Genomic DNA, 23342 nt, shown 5'->3' with positions numbered 1-23342 from the left:
CGGCTGCCCCGGTTTGGCCGGCTTGGTGTAGCCTTGGCGCAAACAGCCGCTCCGAGCGCGCTTCCTTCCCGATTTTCCCTCGCAGCATCATGAACTTACGTTTCATTCCCGGCCTCAACAACTTCCGCGGCATCACCCGGGAATCGGCGCGGCGCGACGTCACCGCCGGGCTGAGCGTGGCGGCGGTGGCGCTGCCGGTGGGTCTGGCCTACGCGGCCATGATGGGCGTGCCGCCCGTGGCCGGCCTGTGGGCGGCCATCGCCGGGATGCTGGGTTACGCCTTGTTCGGTTCGTCGCGCACCTTGATCGTCGGGCCGGACACGGCCACCTGCACCCTGATCGCCGCCACCCTGACCGGGATGGCGCTGACCTCGCCGGAAGACCGGCTGGTGGCCGCCACCGGCATCGCCTTGACGGTGGGCGTGGGCTGCCTGATCGCGCGCGCGCTGCGGCTGGGCGTGCTGGCCAACCTGCTGTCGCGACCGGTGCTGATCGGCTACATGGCGGGGGTGGCGATTACGCTGGCCCTGTCGCAGCTGAGCGGCCTGACGGGGGTGGGCCTGCGCAACAGCGGCCTGGTGCATCCCTTCCTGGAGTTGTCGCGGCGCCTGCCCGAAATCCAGATCCCGACGTTGATCCTGGGCCTGACCTCCTGCGCGCTGCTGGTGGCGGTGAAGCGATGGCGGCCCACCTGGCCAGGGCCCATCCTGCTGGTGGTGCTGGCCTGCCTGCTGTCGTGGCTGTTCAACTTTCCCGGGCTGGGCATCGCCGTGGTGGGCGAGGTGCCCGCCGGTTTGCCGGCGCTGAGCCTGCCGGTGCGGCTGGAGGGCCTGGACGGCATCCTGCTGGGCGCGGCGGGGGTCTTGGTGGTCAGCTTTTCCAGCGGCATCGTGACGGCGCGCAGCTTCGCCGCGCGCACGGGCGAACACGTGGATCCCAACCGCGAGCTGGTGGGCTTTGGCGCGGCCAATATGGCGGCGGGCCTGTTCCAGGGCTTCGTGGTGACGGGCGCGGACTCGCGCACGGCGGTGGGGCTGGTGGCGGGCGGTTCTTCGCCGCTGGTCAGCGTCACCGCGGCGGTGGCGCTGGCGGTGGTGGTGAGCCTCTTGAGCGGGCCGCTGTTCTGGCTGCCGCAGGCCGTGCTGTCGGCCATCCTGCTGCTGGCCGCCATCAGCCTGTTCGACGGCCACGCCTTCATGCGCCTGGCGCGCATCTCGCGCATCGAGCTGGCGTTCGGCATTCTGGCCGCGGTGGGAGTGGTGGGTTTTGGCGTGCTGCAGGGCGTGGCGGTGTCGGTGGGCGCCACCTTGCTGTATGCGATGTACGTGTCCGGCAATCCGCGCGATGCCTTGCTGGGCCGCTTGCCCGGGGAAACCGTGCTGGGCAAGCTGCACCTGAATCCCGAGGCCCAGCCGGTGCCGGGCGCGGTGATCTGGCTGTTCGAGTCATCGGTGTGGTTCTTCAACGCTGACGCCTTTCGCCGGCGTGCGCGCGAGATCATCGAGCAGGCGGGCGACGTGCAGTGGTTCGTGCTGGATGCCGAAGCCATGACCCAGGCCGACGCCGACGCGGTCGAAGCGTTGTATGAATTGAAGCATGCGCTGGACGAGCGCGGCATCACGCTGCTGGTCGCGGGCGGGCACGGCCAGTTCCGCACCGCGCTGGAACGCTCGGGCCTGGTCAAGAAGATCGGCCGTGAAAAGATCTTCGGCAGTCCCGAGCAGGCGGTGGAAGCGATCGAACGCTGGCGCCAGGCGCCGCCCGCGGCGCTCGGCTAGCGCTAGTCGATGATGTGATAACCGCCGTCGATGTATATCGTCTGCCCGGTCATGCGGCGGGCGGCGTCGGTGGCGAGCCAGGCGGTGGCTTCGCCCACGTCGTCGATGGACACCAGGCTGCGCGCGGGCGCCTTGGACTGGGCGCGGTCCAGCAGCGTGTCGAATTCGGCGATGCCCGAGGCGGCGCGCGTCTTCAACGGTCCCGGCGATATCGCGTGCACGCGTATGCCCTGCGGACCCAGTTCCGCCGCCAGGTAGCGGGTGGCGGATTCCAGCGCGGCCTTCACCGGCCCCATCATGTTGTAGTGCTCGACCACCATCTGCGAACCGTAGTAGCTCATGCAGAACAGCGCGCCGCCCTTGCGCATCAGCGGCTCGGCCAGCTTGGCCATGCGGATGAAGGACCAGCAGGACAGGTCCATGGCCTGCAGGAAGCCCTCGCGCGAGCAGTCGGTCACGCGGCCGTGCAGATCGTCGCGCGGCGCGAAGGCGATGGAGTGCAGCACGAAATCCAGCTGGCCCCATTCGGCGGCCACGCTGTCGAAGACAGCCTCGAGTTGGCCTGCGCGCGTCAGGTCCAGCGGCAGCAGCAGCGGCGCGTCCACCTGGCGGGCCAGCGGCTCCACGTGGCGCAGCGCCTTGTCGTTCAGGTAGGTCACGGCCAGCTCCGCGCCCAGGGCGCGGAAGGCCTTGGCGCAGCCCCAGGCGATCGAGTCCGCGTTGGCGATGCCGGTCACCAGGCCGCGCTTGCCGGCCAGCGGCAGTGCCGCGCTCATCGCTGCTTCACCAGCGCCAGCGTGTGCTGGGCGATGATCAGTTCTTCGTTGGTGCGCACCACGTAGACGCCGATGCGGCTGTCGTCGGCGGAGATGCGCGGCCCGTGGCGGGCGTTGCGTTCCGGGTCCAGCTTGATGCCCAGCCAGCCCCAGTGCTCGCTGATGGCCTGGCGGATCTCGGCGGAGTTCTCGCCCACACCCGCGGTGAAGACGATGCCGTCCACGCCGTTCATGGCGCAGGCCAGGCCTATCATGCCCTCGGCCACGCGCCAGGCGAAATACTGCAGCGCCAGCTTGGCCGAAGGGGCGTCGCTGGCCAGCAGTTCGCGCATGTCGTTGCTGATGCCGGATAGGCCTTTCATGCCGCAATCGTGATAGAGCAGGTGCTCGATCTCGTCGTGGTTCATGCCGCGTTCCATCATCCACAGCACCACGCCGGGATCCAGGCGGCCGGGGCGGGTGCCCATGGGCAGGCCTTCCAGCGCGGTGAAGCCCATGGTGCTGTCCACGCTCTTGCCGTGGTGCATGGCGCAGGCGGAAACGCCCGAGCCCAGATGGGCCACGATGATCTTGCCGCCGGCGATGTCCGGCAGCGCCTTCCGCAGGCGCTGCGCGATGTACTCGTAGGACAGGCCATGGAAGCCGTAGCGGCGCACGCCTTCCTGGTACAGCCGTTCCGGCAGGGCGTAGCGGTCGGCCACGTCGGAATGGCTGCGGTGGAACGCGGTGTCGAAGCAGGCGACTTGCGGGATCCAGGGGCGGCGCTCGCGGATCACGCGGATGGGCGCCAGGTTGTTCGGCTGGTGCAGCGGCGCCAGCGGGGTGAAGGTGTCGAGCTTGGCCAGGATGGCGTCGTCGATCAGTACCGGCTCGGACAGGTCGGGTCCGCCGTGCACCACGCGGTGGCCCACGGCCAGCGGCGCGCCGCCGAGGTGGCCGCTGAGCCAAGTGCCGACCACTTCCTGGCCGTTGGGCACGTCGGGCGCGTGGCTGGGCGCGATCTCGCGTTCGACCAGGGTCTGGCCGGCGGCATCGCGCACTTTCAGCTTGGGGTGCGAGGTGCCTATGCCTTCGAGCTGGCCGCCCAGGCGCGGGGCCAGCTCCTGCGCGCCGTCGATGTCGTACAGGTAGAACTTGATGCTGGAACTGCCGGCGTTGATGACGAGGATGGTATCGGTCATGGCGCTGTGATTCCGGATGGTGAGCGGCGCGTCAAGCGAGCGGGCGGGCCTGTTGCTGGGCCAGGTGATGCGCGTAGATGGCGGCCACCGCGCAGGACGCGAGGCGCGAGCGCGGGCTGTCGGCGCGGCTGGTCAGGATGATGGGCACGCGCGCGCCCAGCACGATACCGGCCGCTTCGGCGTTGGCCAGGAAGGTCAGGTTCTTGGCCAGCATGTTGCCGGCTTCCAGATCAGGCACGACCAGCACCTGAGCCACGCCGGCCACCGGCGAGCGGATGCCCTTGATGCGGGCGGCGTCGGGGCTGATGGCGTTATCCAGCGCCAGCGGGCCGTCCAGCAGGCCGCCCGCGATCTGGCCGCGGTCGGCCATCTTGCACAGCGCGGCGGCTTCGATGGTGCTGGGGATGCTGGGGTTGACCTGCTCGACCGCCGACAGGATGGCCACGCGCGGCTCGCCCAGGCCCAAGCCGTGGTGCAGGTCGATCACGTTGCGGATGATGTCGGCCTTGGTTTCCAGGTCCGGGAAGATATTGATGGCGGCGTCGGTGATGAAGAGCGGTTCCGCGTAGGTCGGCACTTCCATGATGAAGACGTGGCTGATGCGCCGGCTGCTGCGCAGCCCGGTGCTGCGCGCCACCACTTCATGCATGAGTTCGTCCGTGTGCAGGCTGCCTTTCATCAGCAGTTCGGCTTCGCCGCTGCGCACCAGCGCGACCGCGCATTCAGCGGCCGCGTGGCTGTGCGGCGCGTCGACGATGCGGGCATCGCCCAGGTTCAGCTTGTGCTCGGCGGCGGTGGCGCGGATCTTCTGCTCGGGACCCACCAGGATGGGCTTGAGCAGGCCCAGGTCGCGCGCTTCCAGCGCAGCCGACAGCGAGGGTTCGTCGCAAGGATGGGCGATGGCGCAATGCGCCGGCGCCAGCGTCTGCGCGCGCGCGATGAGCCTGTCGTAATGGGACGTAGGGGGCAGCGTCATGCGGATTTTGCCTTGGCGGATTTGCGCGCGGGACGCGCGGCGGGTTTGGCGGAGGCGCTGCGCTTGGCGCGCACCGGGACGGCAGGTTCGGCCGCGGCCGAGGGCGCGTCGTGCCGGGCCGCCGCTGCGCGCACCGATTTGCGCGCAACCGCCGGCGCTTTCTTGGGCGCCGGTTGCTGGGCCTCGTCGCGCTTCTGCGCGCGGCGCTCGGCGTACTCGAAGAGGCGTTCCATTTCGTCCAGACTGGTGCGGGCGGCCTCGCTCAGCGGCTCGGCGGCTTCCAGCACGTGCTTCATGGTGTCCAGCGCTTCACGGATCGCGGGGGCGGGCGCGTCCTCCAGCAAATGCGGTATGGCCTGGATGGCGGAAGCCGCATCCAGCGTCATCATCAAGGCCTGGTCGCGGATGATGTCCTTGAATTCCTGCAGCGACAGCGCGGTGTCGGATTCGGCGCGCATCTTGCGGATCAGCGCGTAGCTGCGCTCGTCCAGGCCGCCTTCGGCGCCCGACACATACAGCAGCATGCGGATCGCAGCCACGCGCAGGCCGCCTTCCAGCATCAGCGAACGCAGCTCGGCGGCGCGCTCTTCCATGAAGCGGCGATGCTCGGGCGATACGCCGGGATGCTTGCGCGGCGGGCCGGAGCGCGCGCCCAGGCCGGCCAGGTCTTGCACCAGAGGCGAACCGTACACGCCCATGAAGGTGCGTTCGTCGGCGGAATCGCGCAGTTCCTGCCAGATGTTCAGGCTGGTCTCGATCAGGTTCGAGAACATTTCCTGGGCCATCAGGAAGGGGTTGTCGGCCGACGCAGGCTGGCGGTGTTCGCGCACCTGTTCGGCAACCTGCGCGATGGGCGCGATGACCGGATTGCGGTCCGAGATCAGTTCATAGGGCAGGCGCAGCGGATGCAGGCGCTGCGACCACTCCGCCGACTGCGGCGTCACCAGGGCGCGCAGCCAGGGCTGCACGAAGCTGCGGTACATGCCCAGGTTGATGTCGGAAATGCGGGCGACGGCGGCGAAGCGCCGGTCGTCCTCTTCGTTGCGCTCGACGATGGCGCGCACGTCGTCCAGCGTGCGCTGCTCGAACGACAGCACGTAGTTGCCGAAAGCCAGGTCGGCGTTGGGCGTGTCGGGCGTCTTGTCGGCGATCTCGGCCTGGTAAATGCCCGGCGGCAGCACGTCGATCATGTCGATGTTGGACGTGAATTCCTGGTGCTCCTTGCGCGCCACGCTGCCGGACACGAAGATGCCCAGATGGCCGATGCTTTCATGCACGGCATAGACGATGGTCTGGCCATGCGCCAGCACTTCGGATTCGTCCTGGTACAGGTCGGGGATCCAGCCCAGCGCCTGCGGCGGGGGCGTGATGTTGTCGCCCTTGGAGCAGAACACCACGATGGGCGAGCGGATGTTGCGCAGGTCGATGCGGATGCCGTCCGAGGTCACCAGGCCGGCGGTGGCCAGGCGGTTGCCCACGAACAGGTTGTCGACGATGTACTGGATTTCCGGGCCGTTCAGGAAGACATGGCCGCCCCACCATTTCTCGAAGCTCAGGTAGCGCTTGGCCTCGGTGTCGACATTGGCGTACAGGTTGTACTGCTTGGACCACAGCGTGTTGGCCGGATTCAGGTTCTCGAAGTTCTGCACCAGCCAGGCGCCGTCGAATTTTCCGTCGCCCAGGTCGCTGGTCATGGCGGTGAGCCAGCTGCCGCCCAACAGGCCACCGGCGTAGCGCATGGGGTTCATGCCGCGCCAGCCGGCCCAGTAGGACAGGGGGGCGCCTGCCACGATGATGGGGCCGAACAGTTCGGGGCGGACTGCGGCAGTCATCATGATCTGCCAGCCCGCCTGGCAGTTGGCCACCACCACCGGCTTGCCTTCGGCGTTGGGGTGCAGCGCGATGATTTCCTCGAGGAAGCGGGCCTCGGCCATCATCACGTCCTCGACGGTCTGGGTCGGCATGGGCTGCGGCAGGAAGGTGGCGAAGTAGCAGGGGTGGCCGGCGCGCAGCGCCACGCCGATCTCGCTCTCGGGCTTGAAGCCGCCGATGCCGGGGCCGTGTCCGGCGCGCGGGTCGACCACCAGGAAGGGGCGCTTGATGGGATCGGTTTCCACGCCTTCCGGCGGCTTGATGCGCAGCAGGCCGTAGTTGACGGGCCGCGGCAGGCAGCGGCCGTCCATCACCAATTCGGATTCCATGCTCAGCACATTCGGGGCGCGCTTGGCCATGTGCTCGTGGTACTGGTTGCCGCGCTGGCGCATCACATCGGCGTAAAGCACGCCGCGCTGCCAGGCGTCCACTGCGTATTCGTAGGCGGCCGTCCAGGGGTTGAAGGGCGGGGCGGGTACGCGATCGTTGCCGGATCCGGCCATGGCGATCTCCTGTAGGTTGCTTGCGGCGGCGAACCGCCGCGCCGATTCCGAGTGGAACCGGCCGAGTTGACCTCTCCATTACACCGCAACTGATGTTGCGGTGCAACATCAAGGGTCTTGACGCAGGTCAAATGGGACTGATCTCCCCGTCCCCTTTAGGGCCGGGCAGCCGGGCGACAGTTCAAACCGGGTCGTGGCAGACTGCTTCGATGCGGTTGCCCGAAGGGTCCAGCAGGAAAGCGGCGTAGTAGTGGGGATGATAATGCTCGCGCAGGCCCGGCGCGCCGTCGTCGCGCCCCTCATGGGCCAGGCCGGCGGCGTGGAATGCGTCGACCGCGGCGCGGCTGGGCGCCTTGAAGCACCAGTGGCGGCGCGCGGCCGGGGCAGCGGCGGCGGCGTCGGCGAATACGGACAGGTAGCTGTGCTGGCTGTGGCCGGCCCGGCAGCGTTCACCGTAGCCGAGCGCGTCGGGGCGGTCATAGACCTTGTCCGCGCCCAGCGCCTGCATGATGGCGTCGTAGAAGGGCCGGGCGGTGTCCAGGCGGGAAACGGCGATGGAGACGTGATCCAGCAGTTGCATCGCGGCTCCCGCTCGGGTCAGGCGCGCGCGGCGGCGTTGTGCTCCAGCCATTTCTGGACGGAGGGGCGCTGCCACTGGGCATCGGCATAGGCGCGCAGGGCGTCGGGCAGGTCGTCCTGGAACAGACGCTTGAGCATGACCGCGAGATCCGTATCCGCGATGCTCCATTCATCGAACACCGAAGTCTGGCCCGTGCCCAGCAGATGGGTGCCCACGTGGATGAGCTTGGCCGCGGCGGCGTGCGCGGCATCCGATAGCGGCAGACCGGCGGCGCCGTAGAACACGGTTTCGGTCGGCCGTTCCTGGCGCAGCGCGCCCAGGTCGCTGCGCAGCCAGGCCTGCAACTGGCGGGCGCGGGCGCGCTGGCGCAGGTCGCGCGGATAGAGCGCGGCGTGCACCGGTGCGGGGAAGGCGTCTTCCAGGTATTCGGTGATGGCGCTGGACTCGGTCAGGCAGAAGTCCGCGTGGGTCAATGCCGGCACCCGGGAGGTCAGCGCGCGGCTTTGATAAGGCTGCATGCGTTGCTCACCCGCTTCCAGGTCGATGGGGCGCACCTCGAACGGCAGCTGTTTTTCAGTCAGCGCCACATAGGCCGACATGGCGTAGGGGCTGAGGAACAGGGAATCGACGAATAGCGTAAGCGGGGCGCCCAAAATCTAGTCTCCGGTCAGACGGCAAATGGCATGCGCCGCGGCGGCAGGCCGCGGCTACTTCACTTTAAAGCGTAACGCATCTGCGGGGGGCCTGTCGCGCCGGGGCCTCAGTCGACGATGAAGAGCTTGGCGCCCACGGCGGTGGACGAGCGGTGCGGCTCGGCCTGGTCCGCGACCTGGTAGCTCATGCCGGGCGTCAGCACGAACTGCCGTCCGTCTTCCAGCTCGGTGTGCAGTTCGCCTTCCAGGCAGAACAGGATGTGGCCCTTGCTGCACCAGTGGTCGGCCAGGTAGCCCGGCGTGTATTCGACCATGCGCACGCGCAGGTCGCCGAACTGCCGGGTGCGCCAATAGGCCATGCCGGTGTCGCCGGCGTGTTCGGTGCGTTCCACCTCGGACCAGTCGGTGGTGCCGAAGGGGATGTTGCTCATCTTCATTGTGAATCCTGCGTTGTGGTCCGGGCGGAATCGCCCCGTTGAAAGAACAGATACTACGCCAGGCCGGGAACAGGCTTGGCCTGGCGCATTGAAAAATCGCTCCATAACCCCTATCTTCTTGATATCCCAGGCCGGATCCGGCGCAACCGGAGGCGGCCGCAACGCTTTGCCAAGGGCTGCAAATGGAGTTCAAGGACTACTACAGCATTCTAGGCGTGGAGCGGGAGGCCTCCGAAGACGACATCCGGCGCGCCTACCGCAAGCTCGCCCGCAAATACCATCCCGACGTCAGCAAGGAAAGCGACGCCGAGACGCGCATGCGCGACGTCAACGAAGCCTACGACGTGCTGCGCGACAAGGAAAAGCGCCTGGCCTACGACAATCTGGCCGCCGGCGTATCGCCCGAGGGCAGCTTCCAGCCGCCGCCCGGCTGGGACGAAGGCTTCGAATTCCACCGCGGCGCGGCGCCCGGCGACGAGGCGCAGTTCAGCGAGTTCTTCTCCTCGCTGTTCGGCGGCCGCAGCCGGCGCGGCGGGACGCAGCAGCAACAGGAGTTCCGCGCGCGCGGCGAGGACCACCACGCCGCGATCGAGGTGGACCTCGAAGATGCGCTCAAGGGCGCCACGCGCGACATCAGCCTGCGTTCCATGCAGATGGACGATCAGGGTCGCCCGCACATGCAAACCCGCACGCTCAGCGTGCGCATTCCCCCCGGCGTGCGCGAAGGCCAGTACATCCGGCTGGCCGGGCAGGGCATGCCGGGCTACGGCGGCGGCGAGAACGGCGACCTTTATCTGGAAGTCCGCTTCAAGCCGCATCCGCGCTACCGCGCCGACGGCCGCGATCTCTACATGACGCTGCCGGTGGCGCCCTGGGAAGCCGCATTGGGCGCCAGCGTGCATGCGCCCACGCCGGGTGGCACGGTCGAAGTCTCGATCCCCGCAGGGTCAGCCAACGGCCGCAAGCTGCGCCTGCGCGGCCGCGGCATTCCAGGCGATCCTCCGGGAGATCTTTACCTGGTGCTGGACCTGGTCTTGCCGCCCGCTGACAGCGAGGCGGCCAAGGAGGCCTACCGCAAGCTGCAGCAGGACCTGCCCTTCAATCCGCGGCGCCACCTGGGGGTATGACCATGAAAAAAATAGTCGTCACCAGCGCCACGGTCGTGGGCAAGTCCCGGCCGCTGTCCGCCGACGATCTGGCCCGCGCCTGCGGCGAGGAAGTCGAATGGGTCGTGCGCCTGGTCGAGGTCGGCATCGTCACCGCCAGCGGCCAGGGACCCGCCGAATGGCGCTTCTACAGCGCAGACTTGCAGCGCGCGCTGGACGCCCGCCGCCTGTTGCGGGACTATGGCGCGGGCCTGGACGCGGCGGCGCTGATCCTGGACCTGAGCCAGGAAGTCCGCCGCCTGAAGGCGCAACTGCGCGCGCTGGGCCTGGAAGACAAGTAACGGCGGTGCGCGGATGGGTAAACTAGCTGGTTGTGGAACGACACCAGCGAAAACCCTTGCAGACACCTCCTGCCCCCGCGCCCGCTCTTGCGGGCAGCGCCCGCATCGATGGCCTGAAATCTTGCCTGCCCGTCATGATCGGCTACTTCCCGGTGGCCGTGACCTTCGGCATCGCCGGCGTGGCGGCGGGCTTGTCGCCGCTGCAAGTGGTGCTGATTTCCGTGCTGGTCTACGCCGGCGCCAGCCAATTCCTGCTGCTCGCTTCCATCAAGGCCGGCACCCCGTGGCTATGGGTGGTGGCGCTGTGCTCGCTGCTCAACGCCCGCCATCTGTTGTACGGTCCGCTGCTGTCGCGTTTCCTGCCCGCGGCGCTGAATCAGCGCCTGAAGGTTGCGTTCCTGCTCACCGATGAGGTCTTCGCCACGGCCTTCAACCGCCTGCAGGCCGTGGAGCCCGCGGGCCGCCAGCGCTGGATGATCGCGCTGGGTCTGGGCGCCTGGCTGACCTGGATCGCCGGGACCGCCGTCGGCGTGTACGCGGGAGACGGACTGGAGCGCCACTACCCCATGCTGTCCCAGGTGATGCGCTTTGCGCTGCCCGCGCTGTTCATGGCCCTGGTGTGCCAGAGCGCAAAGCGGGGCATGGGCCTGCCCATCATCGCGGCGGTGGCCGGCGCCGGCGCCGTGGCCGCGCTGGGCCATACCAGCCTCGCCATCCTGGCCGGCGCGGTCATCGGCTGCGCCGCCTATCGCCTGCGGAGGTCCGCATGAACACCGACGGACTGGGTTTCTGGGGCGCGGTGATCGCCATGGCGGCCATCACCTACCTGACGCGCGCCTTGCCTTTCATGCTGTCCGAGCGCAGCCGGCTGCTGCGCCACCTGTCGCGCGAAGGTTCGGCGCTGGCCGCCTTGGGGCCGTCGCTGCTGGCCGGGATCGCGGCGGCGGTGATCGTGCCCGACCTGCTGGCCGCTGGCGACCAGGCGGCGAATATCGGCCCCTACGTCGGCGGCCTGGTCGTGACCGCCGTGGCTGCGCGCCTGGTCAGCAATGCCGGCGTCGCGGTGCTGCTGGGCATGGCGGGATACGGGGTGTTGCTGGCCTTGGCGGCGTAACGCCTGCGGAGCAAAATGGTTGGACTTCCACGGAGGCCGACCATGCTTACGCTTTATCATGCGCCGCGCTCGCGGTCGTTCCGGATACTTTGGCTGCTCGAAGAACTGGGCGTGCCCTACGACACCGAAATGGTGTCCATCCGCGGCAGCGACGGCGCGGGCCATATGCCCTCGGACTACATCGACATCCATCCGCATCGCAAGGTGCCGGCCTTGGTACATGACGGCGTGCCGGTCTTCGAAACGCCGGCCATTGCCCTTTATCTGACCGATCTGTTCCCGCAAGCCGGCCTGGGGCCGGTCGTGGGCGACGCGCTGCGCGGTCCTTACCTGACCTGGCTGGCGTATTCCACCGGCGTGTTCGAGCCTGCCATGGCCGAGCGAGCCTTCAAGACGCCGCACCCTGGCAGCGCGCTGGGCTGGGGGTCGGCCGACGAGGTCGAGCAGGTTTTGACCCGGGTCTTGCAGGCGCGTCCATTTTTCCTGGGAGACAGGTTTTCGGCGGTGGATATCGTGCTGGGCGGCACCCTGCAGTACATGATGCAAGTAAAAATCGTGCCTGAGACGCCTGTGTTCACCGCCTATGCGGAACGGCTGGGTGATCGCCCGGCCATGCACCGGGCCTTGCAGCGCGACGGGGACATCGAGGAAGCCTGAGGCGCCGCCGCAGGCTTTAACCGCGCCCGATGCGCGCGCGCAGGTCTGCCTGCCATTCCTCGGGACGGCCCAGGTAGCGGCTGGGCTCCAGCATTTCGTAGACGCCAGCGCGTTCCAGCGCCAGGGTGGGAAAGCCGCTGCCGCCGACCTGCGCCAGCAGCCTGCGGCTGGCGGTGATGTGCGCGGCGGTTTCGGCCCCCTGGGCTGCGGCATAGGCGGCGCGGAAGGCTTCCGGGTTCAGGCCGATGTCGGCCGCCAGCGACTCCAGCACCGCCGGATCGGCGATGCGCAGGCCCTGCACGTAGTGGGCGCGCTGGATGCGCTTGAGCATGTCCAGTCCGCGCCCGGCCAGCGTCTGCGCGGCCAGGATGGCGGTGGTGGGCGGCTCCGAATCGAACACCGCGCCCTCATCGCGCAACAGGCCGTCGTAGTAGTCGTCGCCGAAGGGCTGGCCGGTCAGGCCGGCGATGCGTTCGTCATGCGGCATGACATAGCGGCGCAGCCTGTCCGTGACCGGCTGGCGGTTGCCGCCCGTCATCATGCCGCCCCCGTGCAGCGCGATGTCCAGGCCGGGCACGGCGCAAGCCGCTTCCACCAGCGGCGCGGCGCCGTAGCACCAGCCGCAGAGCGGGTCGAAAATGTAATGCAGGATGGGATTTGAGGTAGCCATGGCGTCATGGTAGACGCGGGCCATGCCGGGCGGAAGCCTGGCAGGGTAGCCAGAGTGTTGCATCGGCCGTGCAGATTGCCTGCACGGCCGTAAGACCATCAGCCGGCGATCTGCACTCCAATCCAGAACAGGCCGGCGGCCAGCAGCATCGAGGCGGGCAGGGTCAGCACCCAGGCCATCAGGATGTTGCGCACGGTGCTGCCTTGCAGGCCGCTCTTGTTGGCGATCATCGTTCCGGCCACGCCCGAGGACAGCACGTGGGTGGTGGACACCGGCAGGCTGAAGACGTTGGCGATGCCGATGGCGCCCATGGCGGTCACCTGTGCGGACATGCCCTGTGCATAGGTCATGCCCTGCTTGCCGATCTTTTCGCCCACCGTCAGCACCACGCGGCGCCAGCCGACCATGGTGCCCGCGCCCAGCGCCAGTGCGACCGCCACGATCACCCAGAAGGGGGCGTATTCGGTGGTGGCCGTCAGATCGGCGCGCAGGCGTTGCAGGTCGGCGCGTTCGCGCGCGGGCAGGCCTTCGATGCGCGCGACCTTCTTGGCCGTGTCGTCCAGGCAGAGCAGGTAGCGGCGCACGGAGATGCGCTTTTCGGCCGACAGGTCGGCGTAATTCGACACGCCGTGCAGATCGGTCTGCAGCGCGGCGATGGTCGGCATGGTCAGCTCGGGATCGCAGCGGAAGTTGCGCGGCAGCTCGGTGGTCGCGTCCACGCGCTTGAGCGCCAGGTAGTCGCCCAGCATGGCTTCGTTGCGCTGGTAGAACACGTTCAGGTGGTTGGCGGCGTCGCGGGTGCGTTCGATCTGGTAGGTGGTGCTGTTGGTGTCCAGCACGAAATTGGCGGGGACGATGCCGATCAGCACCAGCATGATCAGGCCGATCCCTTTCTGGCCGTCGTTGGAGCCGTGCACGAAGCTCACGCCCATGGCGGACAGCACCAGCACCAGGCGGTTCCAGAAGGGCGGATGCTTTTTGTTGTCGAGGGCGCGGCGCTGTTCCGGCGTCTTGTGCATCTTCGACAGCGGCAGCCAGCGCTTGAGCGCCAGCAGCAGGCCGCCCGCCACCAGGAAGCCGGCCACCGGCGACACCACCAGGGACAGGCCGATGTCGATGGCCTTTCCCCAGTTGACGCCGTCCGCCAGCGGCAGGTCGGTGATCAGCGCATTGGCCAGGCCCACGCCCAGGATCGAGCCGATCAGCGTGTGCGAGCTGGACGCCGGGATGCCGAAGTACCAGGTGCCCAGGTTCCAGGCGATGGCCGCGGCCAGCATGGCGAACACCATGGCCAGCCCGCGGCCCGTGTCCACATTGATCAGCAGTTCCACCGGCAGCAGGTGCACGATGGCATAGGCCACGCCCACGCCGCCCAGCAGCACGCCGAGGAAGTTGAATATGCCGGAAAGCACTACCGCCAGATGCGGCGGCATGGCCTTGGTGTAGATGACCGTGGCCACGGCGTTCGCCGTGTCATGGAATCCGTTGATGAATTCGAAGGCCAGGACGAATGTCAGGGCCAGCGCAAGGCTGAGGCCAACCCAGAGGTCTAGGCCGTGGAAGAGGTCGAACATGGAGGCGGGGGAGGTTCCGGCGAGAGGAGCCGATTATTGCAGATTTGTGACCTGTCACTGGTTGCTTGCGGCTACCAAGTGCAGGCAAGGGACCCCGCCCCGGGTCAGAATTTCGAATACTGGAACTCGATTTCCATCGGTTTGCCCAGGTTCGCCGCAGTGTCCGCCTGGATCAGCATCACCGCCAGGACGCCCAGGTAAAGCAGGCACAGCCACAGGGTTCGTTTCATTGCCGGCCTTCCTTCATGGGTAGAAAACTTCCGCGATCTTCTGGTTCACGCGCAGCCAGCCCAGCTCTCCCAGGTGCTGCACGTCGCGCAGCGTCCCCACTTCGAAGGGGGCGCTGTACATATCCATGCAGCGCATGGCGTAGCGCTGGCACAGCGCCGCGACTTCCCGCTGCACCGGGCCGAAGCGGTCCAGATCCTTGAAAGCCAGGGGGTGCAGCGGCTGCATGACAAAGAGGGCATCGACGCCGCGCTGGCGCAGCAAAGCCATCAGGGCGTCCAGTTCGCGCAGCTCGTCGCGGCCGGTCAGCGGCTGCGGCTGATAGGCGGTCTTGCCGCCTGCGGGAATGCTGCGCAGGTATTTATTGAAGAACTCGTCTCGCACCGCGTAGCGGTTGCCGCCCATCAGGGCTTGTTCCGCGCCTTGCGCCTGGGCCGCCAGCGCTTCCCAATCGACCACCCGGGCGGCCGTGGGCGGCCCCTCGCGTTCGCGCTCGGGGGCGGGCGCCGCATGGGCGGGCGCCCATAGATCGACCAGGCGCTGGCGGAAGACGTAAGCCTGCTCGGCCGCCATCGACCAGGCGACGCCCGCATCGCCCTTGGCCTGCAGCCAGCGGACCAGCTCCGCGCGGCCCTCGGGCTGCCGCAGCAAGCGGGGCAGCAGCGGATTGGCGTGCTCCTTGAATTCGTCCGGCCCCAGCCCGCCCTCGCCGTCGAACCACCCCGGCGACAGCATCACGACCACGCGCGACGCCGGCGACAAGTCCTCGGCCACCGCCGCCAGCACCAGCTGCATGCCCAGCGACTGGAAGCCCGAATGGCCGTAGGCCAGCACCGGCATCTGCAATTCGTCGGCCAGGTAGCGGTAGGGCACGAAACGCAGGTCGTTGCTGGTCAACTCGGACGAGCCCAGGATCACCAGCCGGTCGCCCGTGCGCAAGGCCTGGCTCATGCGGGACAGGTTGCGCGTCTGTTCCTGCAGCGTATTGCCCAGATTGGGGATGTAGATGCCCGGCGCGGCCGCCGGCACCGGCTCCGTCTTCAGCGCCAGGGCGTGCAGGGCGGCCCACCCGGCGGCAGTCGCCACCGCCAGGGCCAGCGCCGCCGCCAGCGCATGCTGCCGTAGTGTGCGTTTGAACATGGGGAACCAATGCCGCGCGGGGCTCTCTCTATAGGGGAGGTTTGTTAGCGGATGTTATCGAGCAGGAATGACCGGAACAAGCGCGGGAAAGCGGGGCCAAAGCCGATTCGCCTTTTTGCCACAGGGTCCGGCGCCGGTGCGCGGCCTGCCGCCGCGATTCCCGCAGGGAAAGAATGCGATAGCATCGCTGTGGCGGGGTTCTTCTGGATTTCCATGATTGACCTCGCCCGCCGCCGCAACCGCGCCGCCCGCATGCCCCTTACCCAGATCGTGCAGCCCATGACCACCACTACCCGTATCGCCCGCAAGCACCCCGACGAACTGATCGTGGGCCTGGTGTCCGTTTCCGACCGCGCCTCCAGCGGCACGTACCAGGACCTGGGACTGCCCGCGCTGCGCGAATGGCTGGGCGGTGCCCTGGCCTCGCCCTGGCAGGCGGTGGACCGGCTGATCCCCGACGAGCCCGCGCGCATCTCGGAGACGCTGATCGAGCTGGTGGACGGCTGCGGCTGCGACCTGGTCCTGACCACTGGCGGCACCGGTCCGGCGCGCCGCGACGTCACGCCGGAGGCGACGCTTGCCGTCGCCACCAAGGAAATGCCCGGCTTCGGCGAGCAGATGCGCCAGATCAGCCTGCGCTTCGTGCCCACGGCCATCCTGTCGCGCCAGGTGGCGGTCATCCGGGAAACTCCCGCCCATGCCGCCTTGATCGTGAACCTGCCCGGCCAGCCGAAATCCATCCGTGAAACGCTGGAAGGGCTGAAGGGCGAGGACGGCGCCGTGCTGGTGCCGGGCATCTTCGCCGCCATCCCCTATTGCATCGATCTCATCGGCGGCCCGTACGCCGAGACCCGGCCGGAAGTCATTACAGCCTTTCGTCCCAAATCGGCCCGCCGCGCGCCGCAGGCTTGATCCGGCGCTGCGTTATATTGGCCGCCCCTTTCACCTCCCACCGCTCGAGAGTCCCATCGCCATGAAGGTCCGCACCGTTTTGTCCCTTACTGTCCTGGCAGCCTTGTCGGCCTGCGCCAACGTCAAAGACGTGCGCGACCGCGATCCGGTCTTCTACGGCTCCACCCAGCGCACGCCCGAGGACTACACGGCCTGCGTGGCGGAATCGTGGAAGAACCTGGGCATCAATTTCCAGCAGAAGGCGGTGCGCAACGGCTTTGAACTGATCCAGGAAGACAGCCTGGGGGTCGAGGCCGTGCTGACGACCATACACTGGAAGGGCAAGACCGACGTGCGCCTGTCCACGCGCATCGCGCGCCGCGACCAGAGCATCATCGAGCCCGCCAACCTGTGCCTGTGAACGCCATGCATCATCGTCGCGACGTCCTGCGGCTGGGCTTGGCCGCGGCCGCTCTCTGCCTGGGCCTGCCGGCCCGCGCACAGCAGGCCGGCTTCATCAGCCGCAAGCTCAACGTTCCCGTGCCGGGCGGCGTCGCTGTCCTCGGCCTGGGCAACGCCGAGCGCGCGCCCGAAGTCACTTTCCTGGGGCGGCGCGTGCTGGTGGTGCGCGAAGAGGGCAAGCAGTGGATCGCCGTGGTCGGCATCCCGCTCAGCGTGAAGCCGGGCGAACAGCAGGCGGAGGTCAAGGACGCGCAAGGCAAGCGCGCGCTGCCGTTCAAGGTAGGCGCCAAGGAATACAAGGCCCAGCACATCACGCTGAAGAATCCGCGCCAGGTCAATCCGGATCCGGACGACATGAAGCGCATCGAACGCGAACAGGCCGAGCAGGCCGCAGCCAACCGCGCCTATCGCGCCGGCGTCACGCCCAGCAACCTGCTGCTGGACCGTCCGGTGAACGGCGGCCGCCTGTCCAGCCCGTTCGGCCTGCGGCGCTTCTTCAATGGCGAGGAACGCAATCCGCATTCGGGCCTGGATTTTGCCGTACCCTCGGGCACGCCGATCAAGGCGCCGGCCGCAGGTGTGGTGGTGCTGGTGGGGGATTACTTCTTCAATGGCAAGACGGTGTTCCTGGACCATGGCCAGGGCTTCGTCAGCATGTTCTGCCACATGTCGGCCATCGACGTGAAAGTCGGCGACGAGGTGCCGCGCGGCGGACTGGTGGGGAAGGTGGGGGCGACCGGCCGCGCGACCGGTCCGCATCTGCACTGGAACGTCAGCCTGAACGACGCGCGCGTCGATCCGGCCATCTTCATCGGGGCATTCAAACCCTGATCCCGCTGGGGGCGGGGGGCGCCGCAGGGGCCGCTCCGCGCGCCTTCAGGCCGTGGCGGCCTGCTGCGCGATCAGGTGCAGCACGTGCTGGTGCACGCGTTCCGCATAGTCCATCTGCTGCCGCACGTGGAGCTGCTCGGCTTCCTGGTCGTCCAGACAGTTGTCGTACTTGGTCTTGGCGTCGGCGTAAGTCAGGCCGGTATTGCGCAGGCTGTTGATGAAGGCCTCGCGCGACTGGTGCAGCAGGCGCAGGCCTTCCTCGCCCTTGACGAATTTTCTTCGCGCAAGGGTAAGCTGGTCAGCGGCGGCTTGCAGATCTTGTGTCAGGTCCATCTTGCTTCATGCTCTTCCTGCCGGCGTTGCGCCTGGCAGAGGGCGCCATTCTTTCATGAACGGGCGCTCCACGCATTACGGCATTTCGCGGTCCAGGTTTAGGGCTGGCGCGAAAGGAAGGGAGCCGGCGCGGGGCCGGCCCTGTGGTCCTGGCTTAGCGGCGGAACTGCTGGGGACGCTGCGGGGCGGGACCGCGCTCGTCCTTGTGGCGGAAGTTGATGCGGCCCTTGGTCAGGTCATACGGCGACATTTCCAGGGTGACGCGGTCGCCCGCCAGGATGCGGATGCGGTGCTTGCGGATGCGGCCGGAGGCGTAGGCGCCGACTTCGATGCCGTTGTCCAGCTTCACGCGGTAGCGGCTATCGGGCAGCACTTCGTCAACGATGCCGTCCAGTTCGATGAGTTCTTCTTTAGCCATTCTTTTCTCCTATCAAAACGCGCAGCCATGCCGGCGGCAAGGCACGCCGCGCAAGGCGGCAAGCGCGTCGGACCCGGACTAGCGGATCCAGCGGTTTGAACGTAAAACGTCCGGGCAAGCGCGGGTAGGGGCCACGGCATCCGAAGCGGATGTCTGAAATGACGGATACTCGCGCCGCGAGGGTAATGTGTGCGCGGTGCGCGGCTTGGTCGCGGCGGCGCGTTTTGCGCAAATCGCCGGAAGAAGCGGGATGGATCTGTTGCTGCCGGGCCCCGCGACCGTTGGGTTGGCGGTGCGCCCGGTGGGGGCGGGGTTGTTCCGGCAAAGCCGGGCACGTCCTGGGTTGGCCCGGAGCAATGCCCGCAGGGGGTACAGGTTGGCACGCAGAGTGACCGAAGCCCGGTTTTTGCGGAAAAATCACGGACTTATGTTACTGCAAAGCGCAGCGATTAGCCAGTATTTATCTGTCACTGCGCCGTGATAGTTGTTGCTCAACGACTCTGGCCGGACGGGATCCGCTCCCGATATTCTTCTTCCACCCGGCCGAGAACGGACCAGAACGGGCCTGGAGCGCGGCCGGCCAGCCGGGCTTCGAGCACGCCCAGATGCACATGCCAGCCGCCGGCCACGTCCACCATGCCATCGCGCGAGGACAGCTTGCGGTGCGTCAGCACCAGGCGTGTCTCCTGGCCTTGGGGCGACAGCTCGAACGTGACTTCGGACGGATGGCCGGGGGAGCCGCCCCACGTGAACGCCAACAACCGCGGCGGTTCGCAGCGCGTGATGATGCCTTGCGTGGTGACGCCGCCTTCATACGGTTTGTAGGCCTCGGGCACGGGCTCGGCCACCGAGGACAGGTCGGCATGCATGAAGCGCAGCGTGACGCCGCCGCCCTCGCGCAGTTCCATGTCCCCGGACGCCAGCCAGAGGCCCCGCTTTTCCGATTCAGTGAGAAAGGCCCAGACCTCGTCGACGCTGGCGGGCAGGAGCCGCGTGAAGCGGATGGAGGTGGGGTCCAGGACGACGCCGTGATCACTCATGTTGTTCTCCAGAAGATGCGGCCGGGGGGCGGCTGGCGATGAGCGCGGCTTCCAGCGCGCCCAGCTTGCCCGACCAGAATTGTTCATAGAAGCGCAGCCACTGCATGGCCTCGGCCATGGGTTCCGGATTGAGGCTGCATACATGCGTGCGGCCGCGGATGGAGCGCCGGACCAGGCCGGCGCGTTCCAGGGCCTGCACATGCTTGGAGGCGCCCGCGAAACTCATGCTGTGGGGCGCCGCCAGCTCGCCTATGGTCTGCTCGCCCTGGGCCAGGCTGCGCAGCATGTCGCGGCGCGTGGGATCGGCCAGCGCGCGAAAGACGGCATCGAGGACGGGGGAGGGATTTGATTCAACCATAAGGTTGAATATAGCCCACCCTCCCGAAGAAATTCAACTTCTCGGTTGAATTTTTATGTAACCGCTTGCGGATGGTCTTCTTCCATCGCGCCATACGCGTCGGGGTATTGCGGCAGATCGTCGCTGATGTCGAACCAGGGCGCCTTGCTGGCCACATGACAATGGGCGGCCGGCTTGATGCCCGGGTCATCGTCCAGCGGACCCAGCGGCAAGCCGTAGACGTCCGGGGTCTGATCGAAACGGGTCAGCAAGGGCGTGCCGCAGGCTTCGCAGAAGCCGCGGTAGCTGCCAGGGGACGAGCAATACCACGTGACGTGGTTTTCGCCCCGCGTCCAGGCGAAGTCCTTGGCCTGGACCGTGGCCCGGCTGCGGAACGCGGCGCCATGCGCTTTGCGGCAGATCGTGCAATGGCAGTTGAGGGCGTCGGTAAGCGGGCCGCTGATCTCGTAGGCGACTCGGCTGCACAGGCAGGAACCTTTGATCATGATGAACGCCAGGCTGGTGAGGGAATATTTCCAATATACCTGGGCGCGCCGGGCTGGAACCGGCCATTTATGACGAACGTCTTTCAGATCATTGCGGTGTCCCTATTTTCCGCCAAATGAATCGATTCCCAGGTCATCGTGCTGTCATGCCGCGAAAACAGAATGCGGCCATGAACACATTCCATGGGGATTCAACGATGACTTACGCCATCGAAGTACTAGGGCTCAGCAAGAGCTTCCACGCCGGCGCCAAGGCGCTGGACGGCGTGAACCTGCAAGTGGCCGACGGCGAGATGGTTGCCTTGCTGGGCGCCTCGGGTTCGGGCAAGTCGACCTTGCTGCGTCACCTGTCGGGCTTCGTGGCGGGCGATGCGGGAAGCGTGGCCGTCAACGGCCGCATGATCCAGCGCGACGGCCGCCTGAGCCGCGACGTGCGCTCCGCGCGCGCCGGCATCGGTTTCGTGTTCCAGCAATTCAATCTGGTGGGCCGCCTGCCGGTCATCACCAATGTGCTGACCGGCCTGCTGCCGCGCGTGCCGCTGTGGCGCAGCCTGACGCGCTGGTTCCTGCGCGGCGAAGTGCGCCAAGGCCTCGAAGCGCTTGCCCAGGTTGGTATAGACGACTACGCATTTCAACGCGCTTCGACGCTGTCCGGCGGCCAGCAGCAGCGCGCGGCCATCGCCCGCACCCTGGTGCAGAACGCCCGCGTGATCCTGGCCGACGAACCCATCGCCTCGCTCGACCCGGAATCCTCGCGCCGCGTGATGGACACGCTGGCCCAGATCAACCGCAGCCGCAAGGTGGCGGTGGTGGTGTCGCTGCACCAGGTGGATGTGGCCTTGCGCTACTGCCCGCGGGTGGTCGCGCTGCGCCACGGCAAGGTGGTCTATGACGGTCCTTCCGCGGACCTGACGCCGTCCATGCTCAGCGACCTGTACGGCTCCGAACTGAGCGAGTTGCTTCCCGAATACGCGCCGCAAGCGCCGGCCATGCCCGGCATGGCGCCGCTGTCCCGATTGGCGCAAGCCGCCTGATTCTTCCCGACCCGTTTATCCCGGAGCCTTCCATGCTACGCAGAACCTTTGTCACCCTGATCGCCGCCGCGGCCCTGTCCACCCAGGTCCACGCCGAAGACGCCAAGACCCTGAACTTCGGCATCATCTCGACGGAATCTTCCACCAACCTGAAGTCGGTCTGGCAGCCGGTCATCGACGACCTGAGCCGCGCCATCGGCGTGCCGGTCAAGCCCTTCTTCGCGTCCGACTACGCCGGCATCATCGAAGGCATGCGCTTCAACAAGGTGCAGATGGGCTGGTTCGGCAACAAGTCCGCGATCGAAGCGGTGGACCGCGCCAAGGGCGAAGTGTTCGCCTCCGTCATCGACAAGGACGGCAATCCCGGCTACTGGTCGCTGCTGATCGTCAACAAGGACAGCAACCTGAAGACGCTGGACGACGTGCTCAAGCGCGGCGGCACGTTGAGCTACGGCGCGGGCGATCCCAACTCGACCTCGGGCACGGCCGTGCCGGGCTATTACCTGTGGGCCGCCAACAAGATCGAGCCCAAGACCTTCTTCAAGACGGTGCGCGCCAGCAACCACGAAACCAATCTGCTGTCGGTCATCAACAAGCAGGTGGACGTGGCCGTCAACAACACCGAGGCGCTGGAGCGTTATCGCCTGAACACCGGCAAGGACGCCAACGACAGCGTGCGCGTGCTGTGGAAGTCGCCGCTGATCCCGGCGGATCCGTTGGTCATGCGCAGCGACCTGCCCGCCGACCTGAAGGCCCGCATCCGCGACTTCTTCGTCAACTACGGCAAGGGCAAGGACGCCGAGCGCGAACTGGCCAACCTGAAGGCGCTGACCTACCAGGGCTTCCGTCCCTCCGACAACCAGCAATTGGTGCCGATCCGCCAGATCGAACTGGCGCGCGAGAAGGCCAAGGTCGAAGCCGACGCCACGCTGGGCCAGGCCGAAAAGCAGAAGCAGCTGGCCGAACTGGACAGCAAGCTGGCCAGCCTGGGCCAGCCCGCCGCCAAGCAATAAGTCTCTTACCGGCCAGCCGGCGCGCCGCGGGGCGCGCCGGCTGGCCCGCAACCAAAAAAACCATCACGCGGATCGCCTTTTCTTATGAACGTAGCCATGCAGACCTCTCGCCTTTCCGCCGCGCCGCGATCGTCGCTGCCAGTCCTGCTCGTATGGGGCGTCGTGCTGGCGCTGCTGGTCATGTCGTGGAAGGGCGCGGACATGCGGCCCCTCGACCTGCTGCGCGATTCGGGCAACATGGCCGAGTTCGCGGCTGACTTCTTTCCGCCGAATTTCCGCGACTGGCGCATGTACCTGGACGAGATGATCGTCACCGTGCAGATCGCGGTCTGGGGCACTTTCCTGGCCATCGTGGTGGCCGTGCCGCTGGGGCTGCTGTGCTCGTCGAACATCGTGCCGGCCTGGGTGTACCAGCCGATGCGGCGCCTGATGGACGCCTGCCGCGCCATCAATGAAATGGTGTTCGCGATGCTGTTCATCGTGGCGGTGGGCCTGGGCCCGTTCGCCGGGGTGCTGGCGCTGTGGGTGCATACCACCGGCGTGCTGGCCAAGCTGTTCTCGGAAGCGGTCGAGGCGATCGATCCGCGGCCGGTGGAGGGCGTGCGCGCCACTGGCGCGAATGCGTTGGAGGAAATCGTCTACGGCGTGATCCCGCAGGTGCTGCCGCTGTGGATCTCGTATTCGCTCTACCGCTTCGAATCCAACGTGCGCTCGGCCTCGGTGGTCGGCATCGTGGGCGCGGGCGGCATCGGCACCGTATTGTGGGAGATCATCCGCAGCTTCCGCTACGCCGAAACCTGCGCGGTGATGATCATCATCGTGGCCTTCGTGGTCGTGATCGACATGGCCTCGGCGCGTATCCGCCGCGCGCTGATCTGAGGGCGCGGGGCC

Annotated in this window: 28 protein-coding genes; 12 read left to right on the top strand and 16 right to left on the bottom strand. The window is 67.4% G+C overall.

Features of this window, described 5'->3' with window-relative positions:
- Positions 1-89: 89 nt before the first annotated feature.
- Positions 90-1778 (top strand): SulP family inorganic anion transporter, encoded by a 1689-nt coding sequence (locus AXYL_RS25310; RefSeq protein ID WP_013395724.1) that lies wholly within the window; start codon positions 90-92, stop codon positions 1776-1778.
- Between the two features lie 2 nt (positions 1779-1780).
- Here the strand turns inward: AXYL_RS25310 and fabI are convergent, their stop codons facing one another.
- The 7 genes from fabI to AXYL_RS25275 all read right to left on the bottom strand — a co-directional run bounded on the left by fabI (position 1781) and on the right by AXYL_RS25275 (position 8756).
- Positions 1781-2554 (bottom strand): enoyl-ACP reductase FabI, encoded by a 774-nt coding sequence (gene fabI / locus AXYL_RS25305; protein ID WP_013395723.1) that lies wholly within the window; start codon positions 2552-2554, stop codon positions 1781-1783.
- Entirely contained in the window at positions 2551-3735 is a 1185-nt protein-coding gene (locus tag AXYL_RS25300; RefSeq protein ID WP_013395722.1) for an acetate/propionate family kinase, read from the bottom strand. Before AXYL_RS25300 ends, fabI begins: the two co-directional genes overlap by 4 nt.
- A 31-nt stretch (positions 3736-3766) precedes the next feature.
- Positions 3767-4711: a phosphate acetyltransferase gene (locus AXYL_RS25295; RefSeq protein WP_013395721.1), complete on the bottom strand. Its 945-nt coding sequence runs from the start codon at positions 4709-4711 to the stop codon at positions 3767-3769.
- On the bottom strand, positions 4708-7086 hold the full coding sequence (locus AXYL_RS25290) for a DUF3141 domain-containing protein (RefSeq protein ID WP_013395720.1): 2379 nt from the start codon (positions 7084-7086) through the stop codon (positions 4708-4710). The genes AXYL_RS25295 and AXYL_RS25290 overlap by 4 nt, the downstream gene beginning before the upstream one ends.
- Positions 7087-7267: 181 nt before the next feature.
- Positions 7268-7666, bottom strand: coding sequence for a VOC family protein (locus AXYL_RS25285; RefSeq protein ID WP_013395719.1), 399 nt, complete (start codon positions 7664-7666; stop codon positions 7268-7270).
- A 17-nt stretch (positions 7667-7683) separates the two neighbouring features.
- Entirely contained in the window at positions 7684-8319 is a 636-nt protein-coding gene (yfcF, locus tag AXYL_RS25280; RefSeq protein ID WP_013395718.1) for a glutathione transferase, read from the bottom strand.
- Positions 8320-8426: 107 nt separating this feature from the next.
- The gene (locus AXYL_RS25275; protein ID WP_013395717.1) at positions 8427-8756 is read right to left on the bottom strand and encodes a DHCW motif cupin fold protein; all 330 of its coding nucleotides are present in this window, start codon (positions 8754-8756) and stop codon (positions 8427-8429) included.
- 182 nt (positions 8757-8938) lie between these two features.
- Between AXYL_RS25275 and AXYL_RS25270 the strand changes: the two genes are divergently transcribed.
- From AXYL_RS25270 to AXYL_RS25250, 5 genes are read left to right on the top strand one after another with little or no spacing between them, the layout of a single operon-like run.
- A complete protein-coding gene (locus AXYL_RS25270; protein WP_013395716.1) occupies positions 8939-9883 on the top strand; it encodes a DnaJ C-terminal domain-containing protein in 945 nt (314 codons plus the stop codon).
- A 2-nt stretch (positions 9884-9885) separates the two neighbouring features.
- A complete protein-coding gene (locus AXYL_RS25265) occupies positions 9886-10203 on the top strand; it encodes a chaperone modulator CbpM (RefSeq protein WP_041656119.1) in 318 nt (105 codons plus the stop codon).
- A gap of 56 nt (positions 10204-10259) precedes the next feature.
- Positions 10260-10973, top strand: coding sequence for an AzlC family ABC transporter permease (locus tag AXYL_RS25260; protein WP_041654252.1), 714 nt, complete (start codon positions 10260-10262; stop codon positions 10971-10973).
- Positions 10970-11317, top strand: a complete 348-nt coding sequence (locus AXYL_RS25255; protein WP_013395713.1) for an AzlD domain-containing protein — start codon at positions 10970-10972, stop codon at positions 11315-11317. Before AXYL_RS25260 ends, AXYL_RS25255 begins: the two co-directional genes overlap by 4 nt.
- Before the next feature lie 42 nt (positions 11318-11359).
- Positions 11360-11974, top strand: a complete 615-nt coding sequence (locus AXYL_RS25250) for a glutathione S-transferase family protein (protein ID WP_013395712.1) — start codon at positions 11360-11362, stop codon at positions 11972-11974.
- A gap of 16 nt (positions 11975-11990) precedes the next feature.
- On the opposite strand, the gene AXYL_RS25245 is transcribed toward AXYL_RS25250, so the two are convergent.
- The 4 genes from AXYL_RS25245 to AXYL_RS25235 all read right to left on the bottom strand — a co-directional run bounded on the left by AXYL_RS25245 (position 11991) and on the right by AXYL_RS25235 (position 15586).
- Positions 11991-12668 carry a DsbA family protein gene (locus AXYL_RS25245; protein WP_013395711.1) on the bottom strand — a complete coding sequence of 226 codons (678 nt, stop codon included), beginning with the start codon at positions 12666-12668 and terminating at the stop codon, positions 11991-11993.
- A gap of 74 nt (positions 12669-12742) precedes the next feature.
- A complete protein-coding gene (locus tag AXYL_RS25240; protein WP_013395710.1) occupies positions 12743-14218 on the bottom strand; it encodes an inorganic phosphate transporter in 1476 nt (491 codons plus the stop codon).
- Positions 14219-14322: 104 nt separating this feature from the next.
- Positions 14323-14448, bottom strand: a complete 126-nt coding sequence (locus tag AXYL_RS35420) for a hypothetical protein (protein WP_013395709.1) — start codon at positions 14446-14448, stop codon at positions 14323-14325.
- 13 nt (positions 14449-14461) lie between these two features.
- Positions 14462-15586 carry a D-alanyl-lipoteichoic acid biosynthesis protein DltD gene (locus AXYL_RS25235; protein WP_013395708.1) on the bottom strand — a complete coding sequence of 375 codons (1125 nt, stop codon included), beginning with the start codon at positions 15584-15586 and terminating at the stop codon, positions 14462-14464.
- A gap of 279 nt (positions 15587-15865) precedes the next feature.
- Between AXYL_RS25235 and mog the strand changes: the two genes are divergently transcribed.
- From mog to AXYL_RS25220, 3 genes are all read left to right on the top strand, one after another.
- Positions 15866-16498 carry a molybdopterin adenylyltransferase gene (mog, locus tag AXYL_RS25230; RefSeq protein ID WP_013395707.1) on the top strand — a complete coding sequence of 211 codons (633 nt, stop codon included), beginning with the start codon at positions 15866-15868 and terminating at the stop codon, positions 16496-16498.
- A gap of 61 nt (positions 16499-16559) precedes the next feature.
- Positions 16560-16898, top strand: coding sequence for a hypothetical protein (locus AXYL_RS25225; RefSeq protein ID WP_013395706.1), 339 nt, complete (start codon positions 16560-16562; stop codon positions 16896-16898).
- 5 nt (positions 16899-16903) lie between these two features.
- Complete coding sequence (locus AXYL_RS25220; RefSeq protein WP_013395705.1) at positions 16904-17770, top strand: peptidoglycan DD-metalloendopeptidase family protein; 867 nt, start codon at positions 16904-16906, stop codon at positions 17768-17770.
- 45 nt (positions 17771-17815) lie between these two features.
- Here AXYL_RS25220 and AXYL_RS25215 read toward each other — a convergent pair whose 3' ends face one another.
- From AXYL_RS25215 to AXYL_RS25195, 5 genes are all read right to left on the bottom strand, one after another.
- A complete protein-coding gene (locus tag AXYL_RS25215; protein ID WP_013395704.1) occupies positions 17816-18103 on the bottom strand; it encodes a hypothetical protein in 288 nt (95 codons plus the stop codon).
- 154 nt (positions 18104-18257) lie between these two features.
- The gene (gene infA, locus AXYL_RS25210) at positions 18258-18521 is read right to left on the bottom strand and encodes a translation initiation factor IF-1 (RefSeq protein ID WP_013395703.1); all 264 of its coding nucleotides are present in this window, start codon (positions 18519-18521) and stop codon (positions 18258-18260) included.
- Between the two features lie 491 nt (positions 18522-19012).
- Positions 19013-19561 (bottom strand): SRPBCC family protein, encoded by a 549-nt coding sequence (locus AXYL_RS25205; RefSeq protein ID WP_013395702.1) that lies wholly within the window; start codon positions 19559-19561, stop codon positions 19013-19015.
- Positions 19554-19919, bottom strand: a complete 366-nt coding sequence (locus tag AXYL_RS25200) for an ArsR/SmtB family transcription factor (protein WP_013395701.1) — start codon at positions 19917-19919, stop codon at positions 19554-19556. Before AXYL_RS25200 ends, AXYL_RS25205 begins: the two co-directional genes overlap by 8 nt.
- Before the next feature lie 53 nt (positions 19920-19972).
- Positions 19973-20404 (bottom strand): GFA family protein, encoded by a 432-nt coding sequence (locus AXYL_RS25195; protein ID WP_013395700.1) that lies wholly within the window; start codon positions 20402-20404, stop codon positions 19973-19975.
- A 197-nt stretch (positions 20405-20601) separates the two neighbouring features.
- Here AXYL_RS25195 and phnC point away from each other — a divergent pair, with 197 nt between their 5' ends.
- From phnC to phnE, 3 genes are all read left to right on the top strand, one after another.
- On the top strand, positions 20602-21438 hold the full coding sequence (phnC, locus tag AXYL_RS25190; protein ID WP_013395699.1) for a phosphonate ABC transporter ATP-binding protein: 837 nt from the start codon (positions 20602-20604) through the stop codon (positions 21436-21438).
- A 32-nt stretch (positions 21439-21470) separates the two neighbouring features.
- Positions 21471-22451, top strand: coding sequence for a phosphonate ABC transporter substrate-binding protein (gene phnD, locus AXYL_RS25185; protein ID WP_013395698.1), 981 nt, complete (start codon positions 21471-21473; stop codon positions 22449-22451).
- An 84-nt stretch (positions 22452-22535) separates the two neighbouring features.
- Positions 22536-23330 (top strand): phosphonate ABC transporter, permease protein PhnE, encoded by a 795-nt coding sequence (gene phnE / locus AXYL_RS25180; protein WP_013395697.1) that lies wholly within the window; start codon positions 22536-22538, stop codon positions 23328-23330.
- Positions 23331-23342 lie beyond the last annotated feature (12 nt).

It is taken from the genome of Achromobacter xylosoxidans A8 (assembly GCF_000165835.1).
GTDB classification, from domain to species: domain Bacteria; phylum Pseudomonadota; class Gammaproteobacteria; order Burkholderiales; family Burkholderiaceae_B; genus Achromobacter; species Achromobacter xylosoxidans_B.
Note: the sequence above shows the minus strand (reverse complement) of the source record. Positions and strands in the feature narration are given on the sequence as shown.

Bases quoted from the DNA above. Each gene is read 5' to 3' on its own strand.
- AXYL_RS25310 (WP_013395724.1), top strand. From the start codon at position 90: ATGAACTTACGTTTCATTCCCGGCCTCAACAACTTCCGCGGCATCACC.
- fabI (WP_013395723.1), bottom strand. From the start codon at position 2,554: ATGAGCGCGGCACTGCCGCTGGCCGGCAAGCGCGGCCTGGTGACCGGC.
- AXYL_RS25300 (WP_013395722.1), bottom strand. From the start codon at position 3,735: ATGACCGATACCATCCTCGTCATCAACGCCGGCAGTTCCAGCATCAAG.
- AXYL_RS25295 (WP_013395721.1), bottom strand. From the start codon at position 4,711: ATGACGCTGCCCCCTACGTCCCATTACGACAGGCTCATCGCGCGCGCG.
- AXYL_RS25290 (WP_013395720.1), bottom strand. From the start codon at position 7,086: ATGGCCGGATCCGGCAACGATCGCGTACCCGCCCCGCCCTTCAACCCC.
- AXYL_RS25285 (WP_013395719.1), bottom strand. From the start codon at position 7,666: ATGCAACTGCTGGATCACGTCTCCATCGCCGTTTCCCGCCTGGACACC.
- AXYL_RS25275 (WP_013395717.1), bottom strand. From the start codon at position 8,756: ATGAAGATGAGCAACATCCCCTTCGGCACCACCGACTGGTCCGAGGTG.
- AXYL_RS25270 (WP_013395716.1), top strand. From the start codon at position 8,939: ATGGAGTTCAAGGACTACTACAGCATTCTAGGCGTGGAGCGGGAGGCC.
- AXYL_RS25265 (WP_041656119.1), top strand. From the start codon at position 9,886: ATGAAAAAAATAGTCGTCACCAGCGCCACGGTCGTGGGCAAGTCCCGG.
- AXYL_RS25255 (WP_013395713.1), top strand. From the start codon at position 10,970: ATGAACACCGACGGACTGGGTTTCTGGGGCGCGGTGATCGCCATGGCG.
- AXYL_RS25250 (WP_013395712.1), top strand. From the start codon at position 11,360: ATGCTTACGCTTTATCATGCGCCGCGCTCGCGGTCGTTCCGGATACTT.
- AXYL_RS25245 (WP_013395711.1), bottom strand. From the start codon at position 12,668: ATGGCCCGCGTCTACCATGACGCCATGGCTACCTCAAATCCCATCCTG.
- AXYL_RS25240 (WP_013395710.1), bottom strand. From the start codon at position 14,218: ATGTTCGACCTCTTCCACGGCCTAGACCTCTGGGTTGGCCTCAGCCTT.
- AXYL_RS35420 (WP_013395709.1), bottom strand. From the start codon at position 14,448: ATGAAACGAACCCTGTGGCTGTGCCTGCTTTACCTGGGCGTCCTGGCG.
- AXYL_RS25235 (WP_013395708.1), bottom strand. From the start codon at position 15,586: ATGTTCAAACGCACACTACGGCAGCATGCGCTGGCGGCGGCGCTGGCC.
- mog (WP_013395707.1), top strand. From the start codon at position 15,866: ATGACCACCACTACCCGTATCGCCCGCAAGCACCCCGACGAACTGATC.
- AXYL_RS25225 (WP_013395706.1), top strand. From the start codon at position 16,560: ATGAAGGTCCGCACCGTTTTGTCCCTTACTGTCCTGGCAGCCTTGTCG.
- AXYL_RS25220 (WP_013395705.1), top strand. From the start codon at position 16,904: ATGCATCATCGTCGCGACGTCCTGCGGCTGGGCTTGGCCGCGGCCGCT.
- AXYL_RS25215 (WP_013395704.1), bottom strand. From the start codon at position 18,103: ATGGACCTGACACAAGATCTGCAAGCCGCCGCTGACCAGCTTACCCTT.
- infA (WP_013395703.1), bottom strand. From the start codon at position 18,521: ATGGCTAAAGAAGAACTCATCGAACTGGACGGCATCGTTGACGAAGTG.
- AXYL_RS25205 (WP_013395702.1), bottom strand. From the start codon at position 19,561: ATGAGTGATCACGGCGTCGTCCTGGACCCCACCTCCATCCGCTTCACG.
- AXYL_RS25200 (WP_013395701.1), bottom strand. From the start codon at position 19,919: ATGGTTGAATCAAATCCCTCCCCCGTCCTCGATGCCGTCTTTCGCGCG.
- AXYL_RS25195 (WP_013395700.1), bottom strand. From the start codon at position 20,404: ATGATCAAAGGTTCCTGCCTGTGCAGCCGAGTCGCCTACGAGATCAGC.
- phnC (WP_013395699.1), top strand. From the start codon at position 20,602: ATGACTTACGCCATCGAAGTACTAGGGCTCAGCAAGAGCTTCCACGCC.
- phnD (WP_013395698.1), top strand. From the start codon at position 21,471: ATGCTACGCAGAACCTTTGTCACCCTGATCGCCGCCGCGGCCCTGTCC.
- phnE (WP_013395697.1), top strand. From the start codon at position 22,536: ATGAACGTAGCCATGCAGACCTCTCGCCTTTCCGCCGCGCCGCGATCG.